This is a genomic window from Streptomyces sp. CNZ287, from assembly GCF_007827615.1.
Genome location: NZ_VISV01000002.1, coordinates 792960 through 810746, shown reverse-complemented (window position 1 = coordinate 810746; position 17787 = coordinate 792960). Strand labels below are relative to the sequence as shown.

Genomic DNA, 17787 nt, shown 5'->3' with positions numbered 1-17787 from the left:
GCGGTGTCCACCGTGACCGCCGGACCTTCGAGACCGAAGGTGTACGCCACCCGACCCGACGCCACACTCGCCGCACCGCCATTGCCCAGGAAGCCGTCGAACCCCGGCGGCAGCCGGTCCATGAGCCGGGCGACGTAGTCGCTGTACATGACGCCGGCGAAGACGCCGGTCCTGCTGCCCCGCAGGCTGTGCGGGTCGAGGTCTGCGCGCTCGAACGCCTCCCACGCGGTCTCCAGCAGCAGCCGCTGCTGCGGGTCCGTCGCGGTCGCCTCCCGCGGGCTGATCTCGAAGAACGCCGCGTCGAAGGCGGCGGCGTCGTGGAGGAAGCCGCCCTCGCGGGCGTAGCTCGTACCGGATCTGTCGGGGTCGGCGTCGAAGAGCCCGTCCAGCTCCCAGCCGCGATTCAGGGGGAATCCGGAGATCGCGTCCGTCCCGTCGGCGACCAGCCGCCACAGGTCCTCCGGCGAACGCACGCCACCCGGGTACCGGCAGGCCATCGAAACGATCGCCACCGGCTCCCGGTCCCCGGTCTCCAGGACGGACAGCCGCTGCTGGGCCTCATGCAGCTCGGCGGTGACCCACTTCAGGTACTCGACGAGCTTCTCTTCCTTGGACATCCGCTCTCGATCCCGTTGTGACGAAAGGCGATGGCGCACTTTCGGGGAGTCTCGGCACGGCGGCTAAAGGGGTCCCTAAGAATCTCCGAAGCCCCGGCCGCCCCCGCCGAGGACGGCGCCTCAACCGAACCGTGCGGCATCCGCGGCCTCGGCGGCGTCGTGGACCGCCATGTCCGTGCGGCCGCTGATGACCCGCATGTGGCGGATGAGACCGTTGGCACCGATCCGCATGACCGCGATCAGCGAGATGCGGACGAACTTGCCCCGCGGCACTCCCTCCGGGCGCAACTCGGCGGTGATGGGCAGGGCGACGTGCTCGCGGTCCAGTCCCGCGACCGGCGCGCCGGGGAGCTCGTGCACGCCGTACGACACCAGTCGGGCGATGTGGGCGCGGTACGCGGCGCGTTCGATGAAGGTCTTGTCGCCGACCGGGTCCTCGACGTGGAGCGGGTCGGCGAAGAGGCCGAGGACGCCGTCGACGTCGCCCTCGTTGATCCGCCGGCAGTACTCCAGGGCGACTTGCTTGCGCGCGTCCTCGTCCAGCATCGGTGGTGCTCCTTCACGACGGCGGTGCGGGCCTGCCCGCGCCGGGGAGAGCATGTTCGACGCCGTCGCCAAAGCCCCGCCAAAGCGCTTGGCCCCGGCCTAGTTCGGACCAAGGCGGTCTTTAGACGGCGCTCCTAGTTTCGCCTTTCGTCAGATGTGGATTCCGCGGCCGTCTCGGTCGGCGACCGATCGCAGAAAGGGATTGCCGTTGTGAAGCTGTCACTGTGGGAAGACTTGCGGATGCTGGGAAACCTCGCCCTGGTCCGTATGATCTCCGACCCCGAGAAGAAGACGGCACGGCTGTACGAGATGTACCCGCCGGACCGGCTGGTCGTCGAGGACACCAACTACTACAACCTCGGCTACTGGCCGGGGTGCACCAAGCTCGACGAGGCGGCGCAGGCCCTCGCCGACGAGGTGGCCGACACGGCCGAGTTCAAGCCCGACGACACGATCCTCGACGTCGGCTTCGGCTACGGAGACCAGGACTTCCATTGGATCGACAAGTACGGCCCCAGCAAGATCATCGGCATCAACATCACCAAGACGCACATCCGGATCGCCACCGACCGCGCCAAGGAGCGCGGACTGACGGACCGGATCGACTTCCGCGAGGGCTCCGCGACCGCGATCCCGCTGCCTGACAACAGTGTCGACAAGGTGGTGGCCCTGGAGTCGGCGTTCCACTTCGCCACCCGCGCGGACTTCTTCGCCGAGGCGCACCGCGTCCTGCGCCCGGGCGGCGTGCTGGTGACCGCCGACATCATCCCGATGGAGGGCGGCAAGCCGAAGGCCGACATCCGCTCGCACGCCATCAAGTGGATCCGCGTCATGATCGACGACGCCAACTGGTACCCGCGGAAGCGGTACGGCGAGATCCTGGAGTCCGCGGGCTTCGAGAGCGTCGAGGTCAGGTCGATCCGCGACGAAGTCTACGAGCCGTGGCGCGAGTACCACGTGCGCCGGCTCCAGGACCCGACGTTCAAGAGCCGGTCCAGCAAGCTCTTCTACAAGATGGTGGCCGTCGCCCACCGCGACCAGGACCTGCTGAAGGACGAGCTGAAGTCCCTGGACTACGTGGTGTCCGCGGCCCGCAAGCCGCAGAAGCCGTAGCCGGCGACCGGCCAAGAGCGCGGCGGCCGAGCGGCCACGCCATCGGTCCGCAGCCGCCCGTCACGCCCTCCCGCGGCCCCCTGCCCCGGGAGGGCGCAGCCCGGTCGGCACCCGCGGGCGTTCGTCGTCCCCCGTCCCTGTAGCTCCGCCGGTACGTACCCGCCGCGCGGTCCCTGCCCGCAGGCGCCGCCGGCGCCGTCTCCACGAAGGCGTTCGATGGCCAGCAGCAACGAGGAAAAGCTCCGCGACTACCTGAAGGCGGTCACCGCCGATCTGCGCCAGACCCGGCAGCGGCTCCAGTCGCTGGAGGAGCGCGACCACGAGCCGATCGCGGTCGTCGGGATGGCGTGCCGCTACCCCGGCGGCGCGGTGTCGCCGGACGCGCTGTGGGAGCTGGTGTCGGCGGGCGGTGACGCCATCGGCGAGTTCCCCGCCGACCGGGGCTGGGACCTGGAGGCGGTCTTCGACGCGGACCCGGACAAGGCGGGCACGAGCTACGCGCGCCGCGGCGGCTTCCTCTACGACCTGCCGGAGTTCGACGCCGGGCTGTTCGGGGTGTCGCCGCGGGAGGCTGCGGCGATGGACCCGCAGCAGCGGCTGCTGCTGGAGCTGGCCTGGGAGGCGCTGGAGCGGGCGGAGATCGCGGCCGACGGGCTGCGCGGCTCCGCCACCGGCGTGTTCGCGGGCACCTCGGCGGCGGACTACGGGCCGCGGCTGCACGAGGCGACCGCCGGCGCGGAGGGCTATATGCTGACGGGGACGACGCCGAGCGTCGCCTCCGGGCGGATCGCGTACACGCTCGGTCTCGAGGGCCCGGCGCTGACGGTCGACACGGCCTGCTCGTCCTCGCTGGTGGCGGTGCACCTGGCCACGCGCGCGCTGCGCGCGCGGGAGTGCACGATGGCGCTGGCGGGCGGCGCGACGGTGATGTCGACGCCGGGGATGTTCGTGGAGTTCTCGCGGCAGCGCGGGCTGGCGTCCGACGGGCGGTGCAAGTCGTTCTCGGACGACGCCGACGGCACCGGCTGGAGCGAGGGCGCGGGCATGCTCGTGCTGGAACGGCTCTCCGACGCACGGGCGGCCGGGCACCCGGTACTCGCGGTGATCCGCGGCAGCGCGGTCAACCAGGACGGCGCCTCCAACGGCCTCACCGCGCCCAACGGGCCGGCGCAGCAGCGGGTCATCGCCCAGGCCCTCGCCGACGCCCGGCTCACCGCGCGGCAGGTCGACGCGGTGGAGGCACACGGCACGGGCACGTCGCTGGGCGACCCCATCGAGGCCCAGGCGCTGCTGGCGACGTACGGCCGGGAGCACAGCGCGGAACAGCCGCTGTGGCTCGGCTCGGTGAAGTCCAACATCGGGCACACCCAGACCGCCGCGGGCGTGGCCGGGATCATCAAGATGGTGCAGGCCATGCGGCACGGCCGGCTGCCGCGCACGCTGCACTCCGAGACCCCGTCCCGGCACGTCGAGTGGGCCGGGGGCGGCGTCGCGCTGCTGGCCGAAGAGGTCGACTGGCCCGAGTCGGACCGGCCGCGGCGGGCGGCGGTCTCCGCGTTCGGCATCAGCGGCACCAACGCGCACGTCATCCTGGAAGAGGGCCCGCCTCCCGCGGAGCCCGCGGAGCGCTCCGGCGAGGGCGGGCCGCGTACGGCGCTGTGGACGCTGTCGGCCCGTACGGGCGAGGCGCTGCGGGCGCGGGCCGCGGAGCTTGCCGAGGCGGTACGCACCGAAGAGCCGCCCGCCGCAGGGGACGTGGGCTGGTCGCTGGCGACCACGCGGGCCGCGTTCGACGAGCGGGCCGTGGTACTGGGCGGCGATACCGCAGAGCTGGCCGAGGGCCTGGCGGCGCTGGCCGCGGACCGCGGCTCCCCGCGCGTGGTGCGCGGCAGCGCGGTGTCCGGCGCGGCGCGCCCGGTGTTCGTCTTCTCCGGGCAGGGCGCGCAGTGGCCGGGTATGGCCGTGGGGCTGTGGGACTCCGAGCCGGTGTTCGCCGCGTCGATGGAGCGCTGCGCCGCCGCCCTCGCCCCGTACACGGGCTACACGCTGCGCGAGAAGCTGACCGCACCCGCGGACGACGCCGCGTGGGAGCGGGACGACGTCGTACAGCCGCTGATGTGGGCGGTGATGGTCTCGCTCGCCGAGCTGTGGCGCCACCACGGCGTGACGCCGGCGGCGGTCGTGGGCCACTCGCAGGGCGAGTTCGCGGCGGCCGTGGCCGCGGGGGCGCTGTCGCTGGAGGACGGCGCCCGTCTGGTGGCCGTACGCAGCCGGGTCGTGCACGCGCTCTCCGGGCACGGCTCGATGGCCTCGGTGTCGCTGCCCGTGGCGGAGGTGGAGAAGCGGCTCGCGGAGACCGGCGGCGACGTCGGTGTCGCGGCCGTCAACGGCCCGTCGGCGACGGTCGTCGCGGGCGTCGACGCGGACGTGCGGGCGTTCATGCGCGACTGCGAGGAGCAGGGCGTGCGGACGCGAACCGTGCCCATCGCCTACGCCTCGCACTCGCCGCTCGTCGAGCCGGTGCGCGAGGAGATGCTGCGCGAGCTGGCGGCCATCACCCCGCGGGCCGGGGAGGTGCCGTTCTACTCCACCGTCACCGGCGAGCCGATGCCGACCGAGTCGCTGGACGCCGCGTACTGGTACCGCAACCTGCGCTCCCCCGTGCTCTTCGCGCAGACCGTGGAGCGGCTGATGGACGCGGGGCACACCGTGTTCCTGGAGATGGGCCCGCACCCGGTGCTCGTGCCCGCGATCGAGCAGGTCCTCGACGCGACGGAGACCGACGGCCGGGCGCTGGGCACGCTGCGCCGCGACGAGGACGGCGAGCCGCGCTTCAAGCAGGCGCTGGCGGAGGCGTACGCGGCCGGTGTGGTGCCGGACTGGCAGGTGCTCTTCCCCGATGCCCGTACGGTGCCGCTGCCCACGTACCCGTTCCAGCGCCGCCGCTACTGGCTCGCCGACCGCGACGACCGCGCTCCGCGGGCGGCGCAGACCCGGGCGGGAGGGTCCGACGAGGCGTTCTGGGCGCTGGTCGAGCAGGCCGACACCGAGGCGCTGCGCCGGGAGTTGCCGGAGGTCGGCGAGGACGCGCTGCGCGCGGTGGTGCCGGCGCTGCACCGCTGGCGCTCCCGGACCCGTACGGACGCGGCGCTCGCCGGTCAGCGCTACGAGATCGGGTGGCGCCCGGCCGCGGAGCGGCGGACCCCGGGGCCGGACGGGCACTGGCTGCTGGTGACCCGGACGGGGGCCGCCGGGCGGCTCGCCGACTGGGCCGACGCGGCGGGTGCCGCGCTCTCCGCCCGCGGCGCCGGGGTGACCGTGGTCGAGCTGGACGAGCGGGCCGACGACGAACGTGCCGGCATCGCACGGCGGTTGTCGGCCGCGCTGGCCGGCGAGGCGGTCGACGGCGTGCTGTCGCTGCTGCCCCTGGACGAGCGCCCGCACCCCGGGCACGCGGCACTTCCGTCGGGCGTCGGAGGGCTGCTGGGGCTCGTGCAGGCGCTGGCGGGGCTGGGCGTCGCCGCGCCCGTCTGGTCGCTGACGTGCGCCGCGGTGAAAGCCCTGGACGACGACGTGCTCGCGCACCCGGAGCAGGCGGAGACATGGGGTCTCGGCCGGGTGGTGGCGCTGGAGCAGCCGCAGTTGTGGGGCGGCCTGGTCGACCTCCCGGAGCGGCCGGGCGACGAGGACTGGCTGCGCCTCTGCGCGGTGCTCGCGGGCGGGGCGGGAGACGAGGACCAGGTGGCGATACGGCCCGGCGGCCCGCGCGTACGGCGGCTGCTGCCCGCGCCGGCGCCCGCGGACAGCCCGGTCTGGCAGCCGGGCGGCACGGTCGTCGTCACCGGCGGCTCTGGCTCGCTGGCGCCGCACCTGGCGCGCTGGCTGGCCGACGGCGGAGCGGAGCACATCGTGCTGGCCAGCCGCCGCGGCCCCGACGCGCCCGGCCACGAGGCGCTGGCCGCCGAACTCGCCGGGCGGGGCGTAGGAGTCACGGCGCTGTCCTGCGACCTGACCGACCGCGACTCCGTACGCGCCCTGCTGCGGCGGGCCTCGGAGCTGGGCGGGCCGGTCCGCGCCGTCGTGCACGCCGCGACCTCCACCCGGCTGGAGCCGCTTGCCGACGCCACCGCCGCCGGGGTGGCGGAGGTGCTGGCCGCCAAGGCGCTCGGCGCGGTGCACCTGGCCGAGTCGATGGATCCGGACGGTCCCGCGGAGCTGGTGTTCTTCTCCTCCATCGCCGCCGTCTGGGGCAGCGGCGAGCACGGCGCGTACGCGGCGGCGAACGCCTTCCTCGACGCGTACGCGCAGCAACTGCGCGGCCGGGGCCGGAAGGTGACGTCCGTCGCCTTCGGCGCATGGCGCAGCGAGGTGCTGCCTGAAGGGCTGGACGAGGCGCAGTTGGAGCGGCAGGGCCTGCCGCTGCTCGACCCGGAGCTGGCGCTCGCCGGCCTCGGCCGGGAGGTGGCGGGCGCGGGCGGCGGGCGGCCGGTGACGCTGGTCGACGTGGACTGGGAGACGTTCGCCCCGGTCTTCGCCTCGGCCCGGCCGCGGCCGCTGCTGGACGAGATCCCCGCGGTACGGGGCGCGTTGCGGCGCTCCGCGGAGGCGGGCGGGACCGGCGCGGCGGACGGCGGCGACACCGGGGAGCGGCTGCGGAAGCTGGCCGGGCTGCCGGAGGCGGCGCGCGGGCGCGAGGTGCTGGACGTGGTGACCGCCAAGGTGGCCGCGGTGCTGGGTCACAGCCCGGCCGACCGGCCCGCGCCGATGCGGACGTTCAAGGAGCTGGGCTTCGACTCGCTGACCGCGGTGGCGCTGCGCAACCGGCTCCGCGCGGCGACGGGCCTGTCGCTGCCGGTGACGCTGGTCTTCGACCACCCCAGCCCGCAGGCGCTCGCCCGGTTCCTCACCGGCCAGTTGGGCACGGCCGGCGAGCAGGCGGCGCCCGGCTCCGTACACGAGGAACTGGACCGGCTGGCCGCGGCCCTGGACGCGGCGCCCGTCGAGGGTGCAGAACGCGCCGCCGTGCGCGACCGGTTGCAGGCGCTCGCCGCCGCGCTGGCCGGAGGCGGCACGGCGGCGAGCGGGGCGGGCGAGGACGACGACGCCGACCTCGACGACGCCAGCACCGACGACCTACTGAAGATCATCGACGACGAGTTCGGCCCGGCGGAGCCCGGACCGACGGCATCGACCACCGGCTGACCAGCGCCGGAGCGGCACACGGAGAGGAGCAGTTCCGGCCATGGCCGAGGAAGACAAGCTGCGCGACTACCTCAAGCGGCTCACCGTCGACCTGCGCCGCACCACGCGCAGGCTGCGCGAGGTGGAGGAGCAGCGCCGGGAGCCGGTGGCGGTCGTCGGCATGGCCTGCCGCCTCCCCGGCGGCGTACAGAGCCCCGAAGGGCTGTGGGAGCTGCTGCGGGACGGCCGGGACGCCATCTCCGCCATGCCCGCGAACCGGGACTGGCACCTGGACGACCACTTCGACCCGGACCTCGGCGGGCCCGGCACCTCGTACGTGCGCGAGGGCGGCTTCCTGGACGACATCGCCGGCTTCGACGCGGCGTTCTTCGGCATCTCGCCGCGCGAGGCGCTGGCCATGGACCCGCAGCAGCGGCTGCTGCTGGAGCTGGCGTGGGAGAGCGTGGAGCGGGCCGGGATCGACGCGCACACGCTGCGCGGCTCCCGTACGGGCGTGTTCGTGGGCAGCAACCCCACCGAGTACGGCGGGCTGCTCGGCGACGCCGCGGCGCAGGTGGGCGGGCACCTGCTCACCGGCACGGTGCTCAGCGTGCTCTCCGGCCGGCTCGCGTACACCCTGGGTCTCGAAGGCCCGGCCGTGAGCGTGGACACCGCGTGCTCCACGTCGCTGACCGCGGTGCACCTCGCGGTGCAGGCGCTGCGCCGCGGCGAGTGCACGATGGCGCTGGCCGGCGGGGCGACGGTGTTCTCCACGGTCGGTCCCTTCACCGAGATGAGCCGGCAGCGGGTGCTGGCCGCCGACGGGCGCTGCAAGGCGTTCGGCGCGGGCGCCGACGGCATGGGCATGTCCGAGGGCGGGGGCGTGGTGCTGCTGGAGCCGCTGAGCGCGGCCCGCCGCAACGGCCACCGCGTACTCGCCGTGATCCGCGGCAGCGCCGTCAACTCCGACGGCTCCTCCAACGGGCTGACGGCGCCGAGCCGGCAGGCCCAGGAGAAGGTGATCCGCGCGGCCCTCGCCGACGCGGGGCTCGGCGCGGCCGACGTCGACGCGATCGAGGCGCACGGCACGGGCACGGAGCTGGGCGACCCGATCGAGGCGCAGGCGCTGCTGGAGGTCTACGGCCGCGGCCGGACCGCCGCGGGGGCGCCGCTCTATCTCGGCTCGGTGAAGTCGAACATCGGGCACACGCAGGCCGCCGCGGGCGTGGCCGGGCTGATGAAGCTCGTCCTGGCGCTGGAGCACGGGGAGTTGCCCCGTACGCTGCACGCCGACGCGCCCAGCCCGCACGTCGACTGGGACCCGGCGACGCTCGCGCTGCTCGGCGAGGCGCTGCCGTGGCGCGGCGGGGAACGTACCCGCAGGGCCGCGGTGTCGGCGTTCGGGATCAGCGGCACCAACGCGCACGTGATCCTGGAGCAGCCCCCGGCGGACGAGCAGGAGCCGACGCCGACAGCGCCCGCCGGCGGTCCCGCGGGACCGTGGCTGGTCTCCGCCGCGACCGCGGACGGGCTGCGCGCCCAGGCCGCCCGGCTGGCCGGCCACCTCCGCGCCCGTCCGGAACTCTCCGTCGACGCGGTGGGCCACGCGCTGGCGACCTCCCGGGCCACGCTCGGGCACCGCGCGGTGCTCCTCGGCACCGACCGCGCGGAGTTGCTGGGCCGGCTCGACGCCCTCGGCCGCGGTGACGCCGCCGCCGGTCTGGTCACCGGCGTGCAGCAGAGCGGGCGGCTGGCGCTGATGTTCTCCGGGCAGGGCAGCCAGCGCCCCGGCATGGGGCGCGAGCTGTACGAGGCGTTCCCGGTCTTCGCCGAGGCGCTGGACGAGGTGTGCACGGCGCTCGACGCGCATCTCGACGCCCCCGTACGCGAGGTGATGTTCGCCGCCGCGGGCACCGAGCGGGCGGAGCTGCTGGAGCACACGCTCTACACCCAGCCCGCGCTGTTCGCCGTGCACACCGCGCTGGCTCGGCTGCTCCGGTCGTGGGGCGTGCGGCCCGACCACCTCATCGGCCACTCCGTGGGCGAGTTGTCGGCCGCACACGTGGCCGGGGTCTTGCCGCTCGACGTCGCCGCCGACATGGTCGCCACCCGGGCGAAGCTGATGCACTCGCTCCCCGAAAGCACCGGCATGCTCGCCGTACGGTCGGGGCCCGAGCCGCTGGCCGGGCACCTGGAGCGGCACGCGGGGGTGGAGATCGCCGCGTACAACTCCCCCGCCGCGACCACGCTGGCCGGGCCGCTCGACGCGCTGGACGCGCTGGCACGGGAGCTGGCGGACGCCGGGATCCGCGCCCGGCGGCTGAAGGTGGCGCACGCCTTCCACACCGCGCACACCGAGCCGGTTCTCGACGCCTTCGCGCGCCATCTGACGGACCTCTTCGCGCGGCACGCCCCGGGCCAGGCGGAGATCCCGGTCATCTCCAACGTCACCGGTCTGCCCGCGACGGACGGGCAGCACCACGACCCCGCCTACTGGGCCGAGCACATCCGCAGGCCCGTCCGCTTCCACCAGGGCGTCGCCGGCCTCGCGGGACTGGGCACCACGACGTACCTGGAACTGGGCCCCGACGCCACCCTCAGCACCCTCGCGCAGGCGGTGCTCGACGAGGCGGACCCGGCGCAGCCGGGCGCCGAGCCGGCCGTGGTCACCGCTGCGCTGCGCCGCGACCACCCCGAGGTCCCCGCCCTGTTCGCCGCGGTCGCCCGGCTGCACGTGCACGGCACCGAGGTGGACTGGCGCCCGCTGCACGGCGAGGGCCGGCCGGCCGAGTTGCCGACGTACGCCTTCCAGCGGCGCCCGTACTGGCTGCGGCCGGCGCGTCCGGCCGCCGACCAGCCGGGCGTACGGGTCACCCGGCACCCGCTGCTCGGCGCGGTGCTGGAGACGGCGGACGCCGAGCGGCCGGGAACCGTGTGCACCGGCCGGATCAGCGCGCGGACGCCCGGCTGGCTGGCGGATCACGTGCTGGGCACCACCGTGGTGCTGCCGGGCACGGGCGCGGTGGAGATCGCGCTGTGCGCGGCGCGGCACGTGGGCTGCGCGCGCGTCGAGGAGTTGACGTTGCGTCAGCCCGTGGTGCTGCCGACGGAGGGCGCGCTGCAGCTCCAGGTGGCGGTCGACGCCCCGGACGCCGACGGCCGCAGGGCCCTCTCCCTGTACGCCCGGCCCGAGCCGGACGCCGCCGAGACCGCCGAGGACGCCGCCGGTCTCGCCGCGGACTCCCCGTGGACGCTGCACGCGACGGGCGTCGTGGCGCCCGACGCGGGGGCGGCTTCGGGTGTGTGGGACGGCACGGCCTGGCCGCCGCCGGGTGAGCCCGCCGCGGTCGTGGACGACCTCTACGACCGGCTGCACGAGCGCGGGATGCGCTTCGGCCCGGCCTTCCGTTCGCTGCGCACGGTGTGGCGCGACGGCGAGCACCTGTACGCCGACCTGGCGCTGCCCGAGGCGCAGCACGCAGACCTCGACGAGTACGGCATCCACCCCGCGCTGCTCGACGCCGCGCTGCACACGGTCGCGCTCCTGGACGAGTCGGGCACCGAGCTGCGGCTGCCGTTCACCTGGTCCGGCGTGCGGCTGCTGGCGCGGCCCGGGGCCGCGGCGCTGCGCGCCCGGGTGACGCCCACCGGCCCGGAGACCGTCGCCCTGGACCTCGCCGACGCCGCGGGCACGCCGGTTCTGCGGGTGGACGAGGTGGCGCTGCGGCCGGTCCCGGCGGACAGCCTCGGCGCGGTGTCCGCCGACCCGTTGTACGGGGTCGAATGGCGGCGGCTCGACGCGGCGCCGGAGGCGGCGGACGGCGCGGAGCTGTGGGAGACGGACCTCGACGCGTTCGCCGCGGGGACTGTTCCCGAACGGGCGGGCGTGGTCGTCGTACAGTGCCCCGCCGCGGACGGCGCCGACGACGCGACGGCGGAGAGGGCGCGTACGACCGTCGCCCGGGTGCTGGCCGCCGTGCAGCGGTGGCTGTCCGACGACCGCTTCGCCGACAGCCGGCTCGCCGTGGTCACCCGCGGCGCGGTCGGCGCGGACACGGCCGGGGACGTACCCGCGCTGGAGTCCGCCCCGGTGTGGGGACTGCTGCGCTCGGCGCAGTCGGAGTACCCGGACCGGATCGTGCTCGTCGACGACGACCCGGCGGAGCGGTCGGCGCTTCCCGTCGCGGAGGCGGTACGGGCCGCGCTGGTGGCCGGCGAACCGCAGCTCGCGATCCGCGACGGCGCCCTCCTCGCGCCACGCCTCACCCGGATCGCCCCGGAAGGTCCCGCGGCCCTCGACCCCGAGGGCACCGTTCTGGTCACGGGCGCCGGCGGCACGCTCGGCGGGCAGGTCGCCGCGCACCTCGTCACGGCCCACGGCGTACGCCGCCTGCTCCTCGTCAGCCGCCGCGGCGAGGCCGCCCCCGGCGCCGGCGAGCTGCGCGCCGAACTCACCGGGCTGGGCGCCGAGGTGGCCTTCGCCGCCTGCGACGTCGCCGACGCGGATGCCCTCCGCGAGGCGCTGGCCGGGATCCCGTCGGAACACCCGCTGACCGCCGTGGTGCACGCGGCGGGTGTGCTGGACGACGCGACCGTCGGCGAGCTGACGCCCGCTCAGCTCGACGCCGTGCTGCGGCCGAAGACGGACGGCGCCTGGCACCTGCACCGGCTCACCGCGGACCTGCCGCGGGTGGCCTTCGTGCTGTTCTCGTCGTTCGCGTCGGTGGTCGGCACCCCCGGCCAGGCCAACTACGCCGCCGCGAACAGCTTCCTGGACGCCCTCGCGCAGCACCGCCGCGCCCGCGGGCTGCCCGCCGTCAGCCTCGCCTGGGGCCTGTGGGAGCAGGGCGGCATGGGCGGGGGCCTGGACCGGGCGGCCCGGGCGCGCATCGCCCGCGCCGGCGTACGCGCCATGCCCGCGAGCCGAGCGCTCGCGCTGCTGGACACGGCGCTGCGCAGCCCCGTCGCGCTGGCCGCCCCCGTGGTCCTCGACCGCCGCGCGCTGCGTACGCGGTCCCGCGCGGGGACGCTGCCCGCCGTACTCCGCGCGCAGGCACCCGCGCCGGCCGCTCCCGCGGAGGGCACCGCGAGCACCGCTGCCCCGGCCGCCGACCCGCTCGCCGGGCTCGCCGCGCTGGGCCGCGCCGAGCAGGACCGCACGCTGCTCGCGCTCGTCCGCCGCACCGCGGTGCTCGCGCTCGGCCTGCCCGAGGGCGAGTCGGTGAGCCCGGGGCAGACCTTCCGCGACCTCGGTTTCGACTCGCTCACCGCGGTCGAGATGCGCAACCAGCTCAGCGCCGCCACCGGCCGCCGGCTACCCGCCACCGCGGTCTTCGACCACCCCACGCCCCAGGCGCTCGCCGACCATCTGCGCGCGGAACTGCTGGAGTCCGAGAGGGCCGCCGCCCCGGCCGTACCGGCGACCGCCGCCCGCGCTGCCGACGTCGATGACCCGATCGCCGTCGTCGCCATGTCCTGCCGCTACCCGGGCGGCGTGGACTCCCCCGCCGACCTGTGGGACCTCCTCAGCCGGGGCGCCGAGGGCACCAGCACGTTCCCCGAGAACCGCGGCTGGGACATCGACGCGATCTACGACCCGAGCGGGGAGCGCCCGGGCACCACGTACACGCGGGCAGGCTCCTTCCTGCACGACGCCGACCGGTTCGACGCCGAGTTCTTCGGGATCTCGCCACGCGAGGCGGCCTCGATGGACCCGCAGCAGCGGCTGCTGCTGGAGCTGTGCTGGGAGGCCGTCGAGGGCGCCGGCATCCCCGCCGACGAGCTGCGCGGCTCCGCGACCGGCGTGTTCGCGGGGATCATGTACAGCGACTACGGCGGCCGGCTGCTGCTGCGCACCCCGGCGGAGTACGAGGGGTACGTCGGCAACGGCAGCGCGCCGAGCGTGGCTTCGGGGCGGATCGCGTTCACCTTCGGCTTCGAGGGGCCCGCGCTGACCGTCGACACGGCCTGCTCGTCGTCGCTGGTCGCGCTCCACCTCGCGGCGCAGTCCCTGCGCAACGGCGAGTGCACGCTGGCGCTGGCCGGCGGTGCGACCGTGATGTCGACGCCCGCGGTCTTCGTGGAGTTCTCCCGCCAGCGCGGCCTCGCCCCCGACGGCCGTTGCAAGTCCTTCGCGGACTCCGCCGACGGTACGGGCTGGGGCGAGGGCGCCGGCGTGCTGCTGCTGGAGCGACTGTCGGACGCCGAGCGCAACGGGCACCAGGTGCTCGCGGTCCTCCGCGGCTCCGCGATCAACCAGGACGGCGCCTCCAACGGCCTCACCGCCCCCAACGGCCCCGCCCAGCAGCGCGTCATCCGGCAGGCTCTGGCCAACGCCCGGCTCACCGGCGCCGAGGTGGACGCCGTCGAGGCGCACGGCACCGGCACGACGCTCGGCGACCCGATCGAGGCGCAGGCTCTGCTCGCCACGTACGGACGCGAGCACTCGGCCGAACGGCCGCTGTGGCTCGGCTCGGTGAAGTCCAACCTGGGGCACACGCAGGCCGCGGCCGGAGTCGCCGGGGTCATCAAGATGATCCAGGCCATGCGGCACGGCGTGCTGCCGCGCACGCTGCACGTCGACGAGCCGTCACAGCACGTCGAGTGGGACGCGGGCGTCGTCTCGCTGCTCACCGAGGAGCGGGAGTGGCCGCGCGCCGGGGCCGACCGGCCGCGGCGGGCGGGCGTGTCCGCGTTCGGCATCAGCGGCACCAACGCCCACGTCATCCTGGAGGAGGCGCCGGCCGTCGCGCAGGAGGCGCCGGCCGAGCCGCCGCAGCCGGCCGGCGCGGCGCTGCCCTGGCTGGTCTCCGGCGCGACCCCGGAGGGCCTGAGCGCCCAGGCCGCCCGGCTCGCCGAGCGCATCCAGGCGCGGCCGGAGCTGAGCGCGCCCGACCTGGCGTGGTCGCTGGCATCGCGGCGCGCCGCCCTGCCGTACCGCGCCACCGTCCTCGGCCGCGACCGTGCGGAACTCCTCGACGGTCTGCGCGAGGTGGCGCAGGACCGGAGCGCGCCCGGCGTGATCCGGACCCGGGGTGAGCAGCGGCCCGGCGGGCTGGTGTTCATGTACTCGGGGCAGGGCGGCCAGCGTCCCGGCATGGGACGCGAGCTGTACGAGGCGCTTCCGGTGTTCGCCGAGGCGCTGGACGAGGTCTGCGCGGCGCTCGACGTCCACCTCGACCTCCCCGTACGCGACGTGATGTTCGCGGACGCGACCGACGACGGGTCCTCGCTGCTCAACCAGACCCTCTACACCCAGACCGGCCTGTTCGCCCTGCACACGGCGCTCACCCGGCAGCTCCGGGCGTGGGGCGTGCAGCCGGACCATCTCATCGGCCACTCCATCGGCGAGGTGACCGCCGCGCACGTCGCGGGCGTGCTGTCCCTCACCGACGCGGCCCGGCTCGTCACGGTCCGCGCGCGGCTGATGAACGAACTCCCCCACGGCACCGGCGGCATGCTCGCCGTGCAGGCCGGTCCCGAGGCGCTTGCCGAGCACCTGGAGCGGCACGGGCGGGCGGAGATCGCCGCGTACAACTCCCCCGCCGCGACGGTGCTCGCCGGTCCTTCCGACGCGCTGGCCGCGCTCGGCGAGGAGTTGGGGGCGGCCGGGATCCGCACCCGCGGACTGAAGGTGAGCCACGCCTTCCACTCCGCGCAGATGGACCCCGTGCTGCCCGAGTTCACGAGCATCGCGAGCGGGCTCACGTACCGTGCGCCCGACCTCCCGGTGGTGTCGAACCTCACCGGAGCGGCGGCCACGGCCGACGAGCTGACCGACGCCGCGTACTGGGCCGAGCACATCCGCCGCCCCGTCCGCTTCCACCAGGGCCTCACCCACCTCGTCGGCGAGGGCGCCACGACGTTCCTGGAGATCGGCCCCGGCGCCGCCCTGACCGCGCTCGCCCGGGCGGTCCTGCCGGACGACGGCGATGCCGCGGCGATCCCGTCGCTGCGCCCGGCCCGCAAGGCCGGGGACGGCGATGCGCCGGCGCCCCCCTCCGACGAGCCCACCGCGCTCCTGCACGCCATGGGCGAGCTGCACGCGATCGGTGCGGGCCCGCGGTGGACGGACGTGCTGCCGCGCGGGCGCACGGTCGAGCTGCCCACGTACGCCTTCCAGCGCCGCCGTTACTGGATCGACCCGGTGGAGCCCGCCGCCGCGGCCCCCGCGGATTCCGGCCTGCACTACCGGACGTCCTGGGCGCGCCTGCCCCGGGGCGGGGGTGCCGTCCTGGACGGCACCTGGCTCCTCGCGGCGCCCGCCGACGGACGGGCCGGGGAGTGGCCGGAGTTCTGCGCCGCGGCGCTCGGGGAGGCCGGGGCGAAGGTCGCCACCGTCGAGATCGCCGCGGGCACGGAGCGCGCGCCGCTCGCCGAGCAGCTCGCCCGCCGGATCGAGGAGACCGGGCAGCCGCGCGGGATCCTGTCGCTGCTGGCCGTACGCGCCGACAGCGCAGGCGGCGCTGGCACCGCCGGGGCCGCGGACCCGGCCGCCGACGGCGTACCGGAGGAGCTGACCGCGACCGTCCTGCTCACCCAGGCGCTCGGCGACGCAGGTGTGGCCGCCCCCCTGTGGGCCGCCACCAGCCAAGCCGTGTCGGTGGGCGACGGCGACCCGCTCGGTAACCCGGAGGCCGCCCTGGTGTGGGGCTTCGGCCGGGCCGCGGCGCTCGAAGAGCCCGCGCGCTGGGGCGGGTTGATCGACCTTCCGGGCACGCCCGCCGGCCTCGACGCGCGGGGGCGCGCCGAGCTGGCCGCGCTGCTCGGCGGCGCGCCGGACGGTTCCGGCGCGCCCGCGGAAGACCAGATCGCGCTACGGGCCGACGGGCCGCGGGCGCGGCGGCTGAGGCGTACGACGCCCGCCCGCAAGGCGGACGCCCAGTGGCCGCCCCGCGGCACCGTCCTCGTCACCGGCGGCACCGGCGGGCTCGGCGCCCACGCCGCCCGCTGGCTGGCGGCGAACGGCGCCGGGCACCTGCTCCTCGTCAGCCGCCGCGGCCCCGCCGCTCCCGGCGCCGACGAGCTGCGCACCGAACTCACCGGACTCGGCGCCGAGGTGACGATCGCCGCCTGCGACGTCACCGACCGGGCGGCCCTCGCCGCGCTGCTGGCCGGCGTACCCGAGGAGACCCCGCTCACCGCCGTGCTGCACGCGGCCGGCGTCAGCGTGGACCGCGGGCTCGCGGATCTGGACGCCAAGCACTTCGCCGAAGTCCTCGGCCCCAAGTCCCTCGCCGCCCGCCACCTGCACGAGCTGACCCAGGACGCGGACGGCGGCAGCCGGCTCAGCGCCTTCGTGCTCTTCTCGTCGACCGCCGGCGTGTGGGGCAGCGGAGCGCAGGGCGCGTACGCCGCGGGCAACGCCTACCTCGACGCGCTCGCCGAGCACCGCCGCGCCCGCGGCCTCCCGGCCACCGCGGTGGCCTGGGGCGCGTGGAGCGGTGAGGGCATGGCCGGCGACGGGGAGAATTCCCGGCGGCTCCTGCGCCGCGGCATCCGCGGCCTCGACCCGGGCGCCGCGGTGGCGGCCCTGGCCGAGGCCGTACGGGCGGACGAGGCGCCGACGACGATCGCCGACATCGACTGGTCGGCGTTCACCCTCGCGTTCACGTCCCGGCGGCCCAGCCCGCTGCTGGGCGAGCTCCCGGAGGCGCGCGCGGTGCTGGACGCGCGGGAGGAGGCCGAGCCGGAGCCCGCGGGCACCGACGCCGCCGCGCGGCTGCGGTCGCTGCTGGCGGGCCGTACCCGCGAGGAGCAGCAGCGCGAGCTGCTGGACCTGGTGCGTACGGAGGTCGCGGGCGTGCTCGGGCACGCGTCGGCCGAGGGCGTACGGCCCGGGAAGCCCTTCAACGACCTGGGCTTCGACTCGCTCACCGCCGTCGAGCTGCGCAACCGCGTCAACTCCAGGACGGGGCTGCGGCTGCCGACGACCGTCGTCTTCGACTACCCGACGCCGGACGCCCTCGCCGCCTGCCTGCGCGACGAACTCGGCGGCCCCGACCCCGCCGGACAGTCGGTCCTCGCCGACCTGGCGCGGCTCGACGGTGCGCTGAGCGGCGCGGCGCTGGCGGACGAGGAGGTACGGCGCCAGGCCGGGGAGCGGCTGCGGACGATGCTCCAGCGGCTCGACGGATCCGCGCCGTACGCGGCGGAGAACGGCCACGCGGCGGGCGGCGGCCCGGACGGCGGCGCCGCCGGCGGTGAAGCGGACAGCGACCTGGAGTCCGCGTCCGTCGACGACCTCCTCGACATCATCCAGACGGAGTTCGGCAAGTCATGACGCCCCCCGCCCGTACGCCACTGAACCACCCGGTACCTCTCCGCGCCT

The 17787-nt window shown here is 75.9% G+C and carries 5 protein-coding genes; 3 read left to right on the top strand and 2 right to left on the bottom strand.

Annotated features, from left to right (window positions below):
- Both FB457_RS07630 and FB457_RS07625 read right to left on the bottom strand, forming a co-directional pair.
- On the bottom strand, window positions 1-617 hold a 617-nt coding region (locus tag FB457_RS07630; protein ID WP_186461941.1), incomplete at its 3' end, for a beta-ketoacyl synthase N-terminal-like domain-containing protein.
- A gap of 120 nt (window positions 618-737) precedes the next feature.
- Window positions 738-1163 (bottom strand): nuclear transport factor 2 family protein, encoded by a 426-nt coding sequence (locus tag FB457_RS07625; protein WP_047014287.1) that lies wholly within the window; start codon window positions 1161-1163, stop codon window positions 738-740.
- A gap of 210 nt (window positions 1164-1373) precedes the next feature.
- On the opposite strand from FB457_RS07625, the gene FB457_RS07620 reads away from it, so the two are divergent.
- The 3 genes from FB457_RS07620 (at window position 1374) to FB457_RS07610 (ending at window position 17739) form a co-directional block, all read left to right on the top strand.
- A complete protein-coding gene (locus FB457_RS07620; protein ID WP_253911106.1) occupies window positions 1374-2276 on the top strand; it encodes an SAM-dependent methyltransferase in 903 nt (300 codons plus the stop codon).
- 216 nt (window positions 2277-2492) lie between these two features.
- A complete protein-coding gene (locus FB457_RS07615; protein ID WP_145781266.1) occupies window positions 2493-7478 on the top strand; it encodes a type I polyketide synthase in 4986 nt (1661 codons plus the stop codon).
- 40 nt (window positions 7479-7518) lie between these two features.
- Window positions 7519-17739, top strand: a complete 10221-nt coding sequence (locus FB457_RS07610) for a type I polyketide synthase (RefSeq protein WP_145781263.1) — start codon at window positions 7519-7521, stop codon at window positions 17737-17739.
- The last annotated feature ends 48 nt before the right edge of the window (window positions 17740-17787 follow it).

What these genes read in the sequence shown, in the direction of transcription:
- FB457_RS07625 (WP_047014287.1), bottom strand. Translation starts at nt 1,163, where the DNA reads ATGCTGGACGAGGACGCGCGCAAGCAAGTCGCCCTGGAGTACTGCCGG.
- FB457_RS07615 (WP_145781266.1), top strand. Translation starts at nt 2,493, where the DNA reads ATGGCCAGCAGCAACGAGGAAAAGCTCCGCGACTACCTGAAGGCGGTC.
- FB457_RS07610 (WP_145781263.1), top strand. Translation starts at nt 7,519, where the DNA reads ATGGCCGAGGAAGACAAGCTGCGCGACTACCTCAAGCGGCTCACCGTC.